Here is a 7,114-nt window from a genome sequence, read left to right as displayed (position 1 = left end):
GGTATGAATGGGAGAACGCCTTTTGAGGTTTTAAAGAGTAAGTGGGATTGTTTGTTTAATCTTAATGTTGCTTGTTTCCCTGTTGTGCTGCTTGAGGATGTTTTTGTGGTGGCTAATAGGCTGGGGGTATTGGAAAAGGGTGGGGAGAATGTGCTCACCCCCTACCTTTGAAAGATTTTTCATAATTTTAATTCGGAATTTAACACCTCTTCCACCAGCGGAATAACTTTTTCTGGGGTTAAATCTCTCATACATTTAAAGTGTTTTTCTTTACATCTTTTACCTCCATGAATTCCACACGGTCTGCAGTAAAGGTTTATTTCCGCTACTCTTCCCTTTTTAGAATAGGGATAAAATCCAAACTCCTTCACAGTGGGTCCAAAAATCGTAACAACAGGTCTATCAAAAGCCACAGCAAAATGGGTAGGTGATGAATCGTTTGTTATAACAACTTGAGCCTGGGATATAAGAGCCATAAACTCTCTTAACGACGTTTTCCCTGCTGTATTTACCGCTCCTTTCGCGCCTTTTGCAACTGTCTCCGCAATCTCCCTGTCTTGAGGACCTCCTGCAATAACAGGAACTAAACCTTTCCTTTTTAAAAACAGAGCAACCTTTGCAAAATATTCAGGAATCCACCTTTTTGTCGGCCATACAGAACCGGGAGAAATAACAGCATAAGGTGCACCTATTCCAAATTTCTCAAGTACCTGCCCTTTCTCACTATCAGAAACATAAAGTTCCGGTTTTAAGTCAACTACCGCATCTGACTTATATGAAAGAAGCAGCTTTATATTTCTTTCAACTTCATGAAGTCCCTTTTCATACTTAACTTTTTTTGTGTAAAGAAAAGAGAAACCTGAATTATCAAAGCCTATTCTTTCAGGTATTCTGGCAAGAAAAAGCACCGTAGATGTTCTGTGAGAACGGTGAGGGGAGAAAACGACATCAAACCTTTTCTCTTTCAAAAGAGCGGCAAATCCTCTTATCCCTTTTTTATCATAAGGAATCACCTCATCAAGATACTCAAACCTCTTATAAATACTTTCATACCCTTTTTTGCAAACAAGAGAAACTGAGCTTTCAGAAAAAGTTTTCTTCACAGATTTAATAAGAGAAGAAGCAAGCACAAGATCCCCTATAAAGGCTGTTTGAAATATAAGAATTTTCATCCAAAACCTCCAATTTGAAAACCGATAAAAATAGAAACTTTTAATGTGTTAAAATTTAAGGGAATTTTACTAAAGGAGGCAAAAATGGCTGTTAATCTTGAATATATCTTTGATAATGACACCGTTGGACTTGGCTGCTTTTCATATCTGCCTGGAGAGTTTGTCTGGGCATGCACAAACGAATGTAATCTTGAGTGTAAACACTGCTCAATAGAGTCTGGAAAAAACAAAAAGTGGCCTGATGAACTTACAACTGAGGAAGCAAAAGCTCTTATAATGGATATATGGGAAAACTTTGGACCTGTGAAGTTTGCAATCACAGGTGGAGAACCTCTTTTAAGGGAAGACATTTATGACATCATAAAATTTGCCTTTGAAAATACAAGGATGCAGCTTGTTATGGCAACAAACGGAACCCTTCTAACTGAAGAAAACATTAAGAAACTCCTTGATGCAGGAATGTGGAGAGTCGGCGTTTCAATAGATGGTGTTGGTGAAAAGCACGACGAAATAAGAGGCCTTAAAGGATGTTTTGACGAAGTCTATAAAAATTTAAAGCTTGCAAAAAAAATGGGATTAAGATTCCAGTTTCACACCACAGTTTCAAAACTTAACAAAGATGAAATCCCGGCGATAATAGACCTTGCTGAAGAACTTGGGACATACAGAATTTACTTTGTTTTTCTGATAACCACAGGAAGGGGAAAAGATTTACCAGACCTAACACCTGAAGAAGCACAGGAAGTATTTGAATATATCTACGAAAGGCAGAAAACAACAAATGTATGGCTAAAACCTATCTGTTCCCCCTGCTATACCCTATGGCTTAAAGAGAAAATGACAGAAGAATACAAAGAAGGAAAGATAAACGTATTTCCAAGAGTAAAACCGATAGGGTGCCCTGCAGGTATAACAAGATTTCACATCCTTCCAAACGGTGATGTGTGGCCATGTGCATACGTTACGATGAAAGTTGGAAACATTAGAGAAAAGAAATTAAGCAAAATTGCGATAGAAACACCAGACTTTAAAGCCATAAAACTTGCAAGAGGTTTTAACCCTGATATTTACGGTTTTGACGAAGTTAAAAATCCTGCAAAACTTGAAGAGCTGAAAGAAGCTTTCAGGAAAGAACATGGCTATGAACCAGAACTTGGCGGTATATGCGGAGAGTGTGAATTTAAACAAGAATGTGGCGGATGCAGAGCAAGAGCCTACGCAAAAACAGGTAGTTTCTTAGGTGAAGATATTATGTGTCCTATAAAGAACATTAAGGAGTAATAAATGTATGACCTTAAACTTTCCATAACAAAAGCCTGCAATCTTAAATGTAAATACTGCCACTACATTACCAATATAGATAAAAATGCCCTTCCAGGTTTCTTCTGGAAGGGTATTTTAGACCAGTATAAGGAACTTAACCTTTCAAAGTATGGACTGTGTTCTTCAGGAAAGAAAGTAACCTTAACAGGTGGCGAAGCAACAATGCACCCGGATTTCTGGGACATATTTAAGTATGCAAAGGAACTTGGATTTTACGTTTCTCTGCCAACAAACGGAACTTACCTTACTAACGATCTGATAAAGAAATTCAAAGATTACGGAGTTGACGACATCATAGTGGCAATAGATGGAAAAAGAGAAAACCACGACTTTTTAAGAGGTAAAGGAAGTTTTGACCTAACAGTTAAAGGAGCGGAGCTTGTTAGAAAGCACGATATCCCTCTTAGAATTACAACCTGCCTTTCAAAATATAACTATAATGACCTTCCATACATTGTTGAATTAAGTCACAAATTAGGTGCAGATATACTTATAATCTTCCACTATGTTGAGATGGGAAGAGGTGAAAAGGAACTTCCCCATGCAGAGATGGAAACAGACGAAATAGCAGAATCCCTTAAAACTATATATGAACTTCAGTGCAAATACAAAGACCTTGCCCTGTGCACAACCACTGTTCCCCACTACTGGGCTGTTCTAAAAAAGATGGAAGAGAAAGGTTTATTTGTTCCTCCATACTATTATAAGGTATTCCCCGGATGCAGGGCAGTGAAAGATTTTGTTTACGTGACAAGTGAAGGAAACGTTTACCCCTGCCCGCTTATACAAAAATCGATAGGAAATCTGCAAAAAACTTCCCTTGATAAAATCTTTGAAAGTGAAATGGCAAAGATATACGCTGACAGAAACTATTTCAAAGAGTGTGTAAATTGTAAATACAAAGAGATTTGCGGCGGATGTAAAATAAGAAAAACATCTCTATGTCCATCTTTGATAGAGAAAACAGAAGCTATATGCAAAAATCTTTCCTGCTAAATCTGGAGGCTTTATGACCATTCAGTCGATTCTTTTCTCCTCACTTTTAAAAGGACACCCATTTATTGAAGAATTTTTCGGAAGAAAAAATATAACAATTCTTCTTTCAGGATACTTTGAAAAGTTTAAGGCAAAATGCCCCACAGGCTCTTTTAAAGATTACATAACAGGACTTACACTTCATTTTCGCAAAAGTAAAGAGCTTGTAGTCGTTTCTGCAGGAAATGTTGCAAGAGCTTTCTTTTACAAAGCATCTGTTCTTAAAAGACCTTTAACTATTGTGCTTCCAGAATACGCCCTTGAAAATCTGAAAATTCCTGTAAAACCATCCAAAAGCGTAACTATATACGCAGTTAAAGGTGAATATAACGATGCCATAGACTTTTCAAAGAAACTTGTTAAGGAAAATCCTGAAAGGTATGAACATGAAGGTGGTTTAAACAACGAATGGAGAATAAAAGGACTTTACAGACTTTTTAGAAGATTACCAGAGTTTGATGTTTACTTTCAGGCTGTTTCTGGTGGTGTTGGACCTTTAAGCATTTACAAAACAGCAAAATCTCTGAATAGAAAACTGCCAAAACTATACCTTTCTCAGAATCTGCCTTATGCACCTGTCCTTTCTGCCATTAAAGGTGAACCACTACCACCCCCAGAACTTGCAGAAAAGATCCTTGCGAAAGTTTTAAGCAACGCAAGAACAAATATAGAACTTCTTTCAAACCTTATAAAAGAAACCAGTGGAAAAATTTACGGGATAACAAATGAGGAACTTTTGAAAGCTAAAAGTGCTTTTGAATCGTTCCTTGAAGAAGAGATAGATTACTCAGCAGGAGTAACAATCGCAAGCGTTTTAAAAGCAATAGAAAACAATGAATTAAACCCAGATGAAAAGATTCTAATCCACATCACCGGCGGCGGATATGAAAAGGTCAAGAAATATCCTCCTTCACAGGAACAGATAATTTACATTTAATTTCAATAAATTTAAATATTTTAGGCTAATTGATTTGCCATACCAAAATACTTTATTAATTTTGCTATAAACATTTTTCAATTTAAGAAATTTAAATATCCTTTTTTAAACATTTTAACAATCTCATAAATAATTTCTCCAGTAATTCCCCATATTGGTTCACCGTTATAATTATATACTATAACTCTATAAGATTTTCCTCCCCAGGGTTTTAAATACCTGCTGCCTAATTTTAATTTTTCAACAGGCAATAACCAATTTTTCTTACCATTTTCCAGTTCATCATAAGGGAAAATTTTTAACTTTACATAATACATTTCAGGTTTCATCATCATAATCTCTTTCATTGGTATAAGAATAAGGTTATCAACTTCTCTTTTATTAAAAACACTTAAGTCATTCCTGCTTATGTTAAGAATAGAAATAAAAATGTGTATTAAATATCCCAGTGGAGAAATTAGAATCCCCAATTTTAAAAATTTCTCTATTTTCTCCGAAGAAATTAATACCTCTTCTTTTAATTCCCTTCTGGCAGCTTTTTCAGGTGATTCTCCTTTTTCTATAAATCCTCCTGGAAAAGAAATTTCTCTTGAATGTTTCACATTGGAACTTCTTTTTTCTAACAAAAAAATCAAATCATCCGCTGTTTTAATCAAGGGAACGCATACAGAAACTGGAATATATTTTTCTAATCCTAACAAGACTTCCATCTTAAAACCTCCTTAAAATAAATAAACCAGTCTTTGATATCATTATAAAAATTCCTGATAATCCTATTATCAGGCATATCTCTTATATCTCCACACTTGCCTTTGATATTTGCCTCCTGCCAATTACTGAATTTTGAAAGTAAAGCCATCTCCTCCACAACTAAAAATCCAAAATGTTCAAGAAATTGAGACAAATATTTCAAAGCCGGTATCGCTTCTTTTACTCCGGTATGAATGCCAGAGTAGGTACAAAACGTAACACCGAATTTAAAAGGCACTTTTGGAGATCTAAGAGAACGAAAACGTCTAAATTTATCCATATTAAAATCAACGAAAGAAATTACTTCCCTCGGTGGTAAAAACCTATAAACCGGGGAGCCAAGAAAAACAATATCATAATCTAAAGGATTGAAAGTAAAATCTTCTCTAATTTCTGCAACCAAAAAATCTTCTATTTTAAATTCCAACAATAAATCACTTATAATATTTGCAAATTTCCTTGTGTTTCCTGTTTTAGACCAAAAAAGTACAGCCGGTTTCATATGCCACTCCTAATTTCCATGTTTTCTATAATGTGCTTTGGAATCAATAAACTTTTCTTCCTGAAAAATTCAATAACAGATTCGTAGTTCTCAAATATCAACCTATCATCAGCATATCTCTTTCTCAACCAATCTACAGCTCTATGAATAAAACGTTTAAACATTACAAAATTACTCCCGGCTTTTAAAGGACAACTTTCTTCTATCAAAGGAAACTTCCTGATTTTTATAATTTTAGTAATTTCAGACTCTGACAAATCTAAAATAGGTTTATATATAAATACGTTTTTTCTCCTCCATGATCTATAAGCAAAATACTTATAAACTCTTTTCTGCAACTGTGCAACTCTCTCAAACAAAGAATAGTTTTCTTTTTCTAAAATATCCCACCTTTCATAAGGTATGATAAGAAAAAGACTTTCTATTAAATAGCCAAAAACATCATCAAGCGTATGTGAGATTAAAAAAGCAGTATCCTCGCATGAATTAATAAAGTTAAACAAAACTTTAGATTTAACAATTTCACAGGCCACACACGGAGTCAAAGGATATTGTTCAAATAAAGAATCATCAAACTCTTCCGATTCTAACCACAAATGAGAAAAACCCATATTTTTCCAGAAAGATAAAACTTCCTCTATTCTCTTTCTTTCATTTATATTATCCGGGTCATATATCATTTTTGGAAATTTAACTGTTAAAGTAGAGACTTCTACGTTTGAAGGAAGAAAATTCATAACACTACAAACTACATCTGCCATCACGGAAGCATCTTTACCCCCAGAAAATAAAAGAAAAACTTTCTTAATAGATCTTGTTTTAATAAGATTTACTATTTCACTTTTTCTTTTCTTTTCTTTTCTCTTCTCTTCTCTTCTCTTCTCATTATAACACCCCCCTAATTGGTTTCGCTGATTTATTATAACAAAAAATTTAAGGAAAATTTAACAGAAACGCATTATGGTGCCCGGGGCGGGAATCGAACCCGCACGGCCTTGCGGCCCCGGGATTTTAAGTCCCGTGCGTCTGCCTATTCCGCCACCCGGGCAGATGTTTTTAGATAGATGAATTTTAAATTTTCAGGAGGGTAAAATAAAAATGGTGCCGAGGGGCGGAATCGAACCGCCGACACGAGGATTTTCAGTCCTCTGCTCTACCGACTGAGCTACCTCGGCAACCGTGTAGAAGGAAATATAAACTTTTCCACCCCTTGTGTCAACGATAAAAAAGAAATTTACCCTGCATAGGTATACACATACTCCCCACCCACACCAAAGGAAAAAGGCTGCCCACCTGGTAGTTAAAATATTAAGAGCACTAAACATTCAAATTTTCAGAAAACCAAAACCACTACCAGGAGGACAACCATGCAGCTAAATATAAACCTATACCACG

At 35.4% G+C, this 7,114-nt stretch carries 7 protein-coding genes and 2 tRNA genes; 3 read left to right on the top strand and 6 right to left on the bottom strand.

Annotated features, from left to right (window positions below):
• Positions 1-179: 179 nt before the first annotated feature.
• Positions 180-1,172 carry a lipopolysaccharide heptosyltransferase II gene (gene waaF / locus CHB58_RS08930; RefSeq protein ID WP_089323761.1) on the bottom strand — a complete coding sequence of 331 codons (993 nt, stop codon included), beginning with the start codon at positions 1,170-1,172 and terminating at the stop codon, positions 180-182.
• A gap of 84 nt (positions 1,173-1,256) precedes the next feature.
• On the opposite strand from waaF, the gene CHB58_RS08925 reads away from it, so the two are divergent.
• Genes CHB58_RS08925 through CHB58_RS08915 form a run of 3 tightly spaced genes read left to right on the top strand, consistent with a single transcriptional unit; the run spans position 1,257 to position 4,467 of the window.
• Entirely contained in the window at positions 1,257-2,453 is a 1,197-nt protein-coding gene (locus tag CHB58_RS08925) for a radical SAM protein (protein WP_089323760.1), read from the top strand.
• 3 nt (positions 2,454-2,456) lie between these two features.
• The gene (locus tag CHB58_RS08920; RefSeq protein WP_089323759.1) at positions 2,457-3,491 is read left to right on the top strand and encodes a radical SAM/SPASM domain-containing protein; all 1,035 of its coding nucleotides are present in this window, start codon (positions 2,457-2,459) and stop codon (positions 3,489-3,491) included.
• A gap of 13 nt (positions 3,492-3,504) precedes the next feature.
• Positions 3,505-4,467 carry a pyridoxal-phosphate dependent enzyme gene (locus CHB58_RS08915; RefSeq protein WP_089323758.1) on the top strand — a complete coding sequence of 321 codons (963 nt, stop codon included), beginning with the start codon at positions 3,505-3,507 and terminating at the stop codon, positions 4,465-4,467.
• A gap of 77 nt (positions 4,468-4,544) precedes the next feature.
• On the opposite strand, the gene CHB58_RS08910 is transcribed toward CHB58_RS08915, so the two are convergent.
• The 5 genes from CHB58_RS08910 to CHB58_RS08890 form a co-directional block, all read right to left on the bottom strand.
• Positions 4,545-5,177: an NUDIX hydrolase gene (locus CHB58_RS08910; RefSeq protein ID WP_089323757.1), complete on the bottom strand. Its 633-nt coding sequence runs from the start codon at positions 5,175-5,177 to the stop codon at positions 4,545-4,547.
• Positions 5,162-5,719 (bottom strand): flavodoxin family protein, encoded by a 558-nt coding sequence (locus CHB58_RS08905; protein ID WP_089323756.1) that lies wholly within the window; start codon positions 5,717-5,719, stop codon positions 5,162-5,164. The genes CHB58_RS08910 and CHB58_RS08905 overlap by 16 nt, the downstream gene beginning before the upstream one ends.
• A complete protein-coding gene (locus CHB58_RS08900; RefSeq protein ID WP_089323755.1) occupies positions 5,716-6,480 on the bottom strand; it encodes a tRNA lysidine(34) synthetase in 765 nt (254 codons plus the stop codon). The genes CHB58_RS08905 and CHB58_RS08900 overlap by 4 nt, the downstream gene beginning before the upstream one ends.
• Before the next feature lie 200 nt (positions 6,481-6,680).
• Positions 6,681-6,767 (bottom strand) — tRNA-Leu (locus CHB58_RS08895).
• Positions 6,768-6,818: 51 nt separating this feature from the next.
• Positions 6,819-6,894, bottom strand: a tRNA-Phe gene (locus CHB58_RS08890).
• Positions 6,895-7,114: the final 220 nt, after the last annotated feature.

The sequence above is a fragment of the Desulfurobacterium atlanticum genome (assembly GCF_900188395.1).
GTDB lineage: Bacteria > Aquificota > Aquificia > Desulfurobacteriales > Desulfurobacteriaceae > Desulfurobacterium_A > Desulfurobacterium_A atlanticum.
Note: the sequence above shows the minus strand (reverse complement) of the source record. Positions and strands in the feature narration are given on the sequence as shown.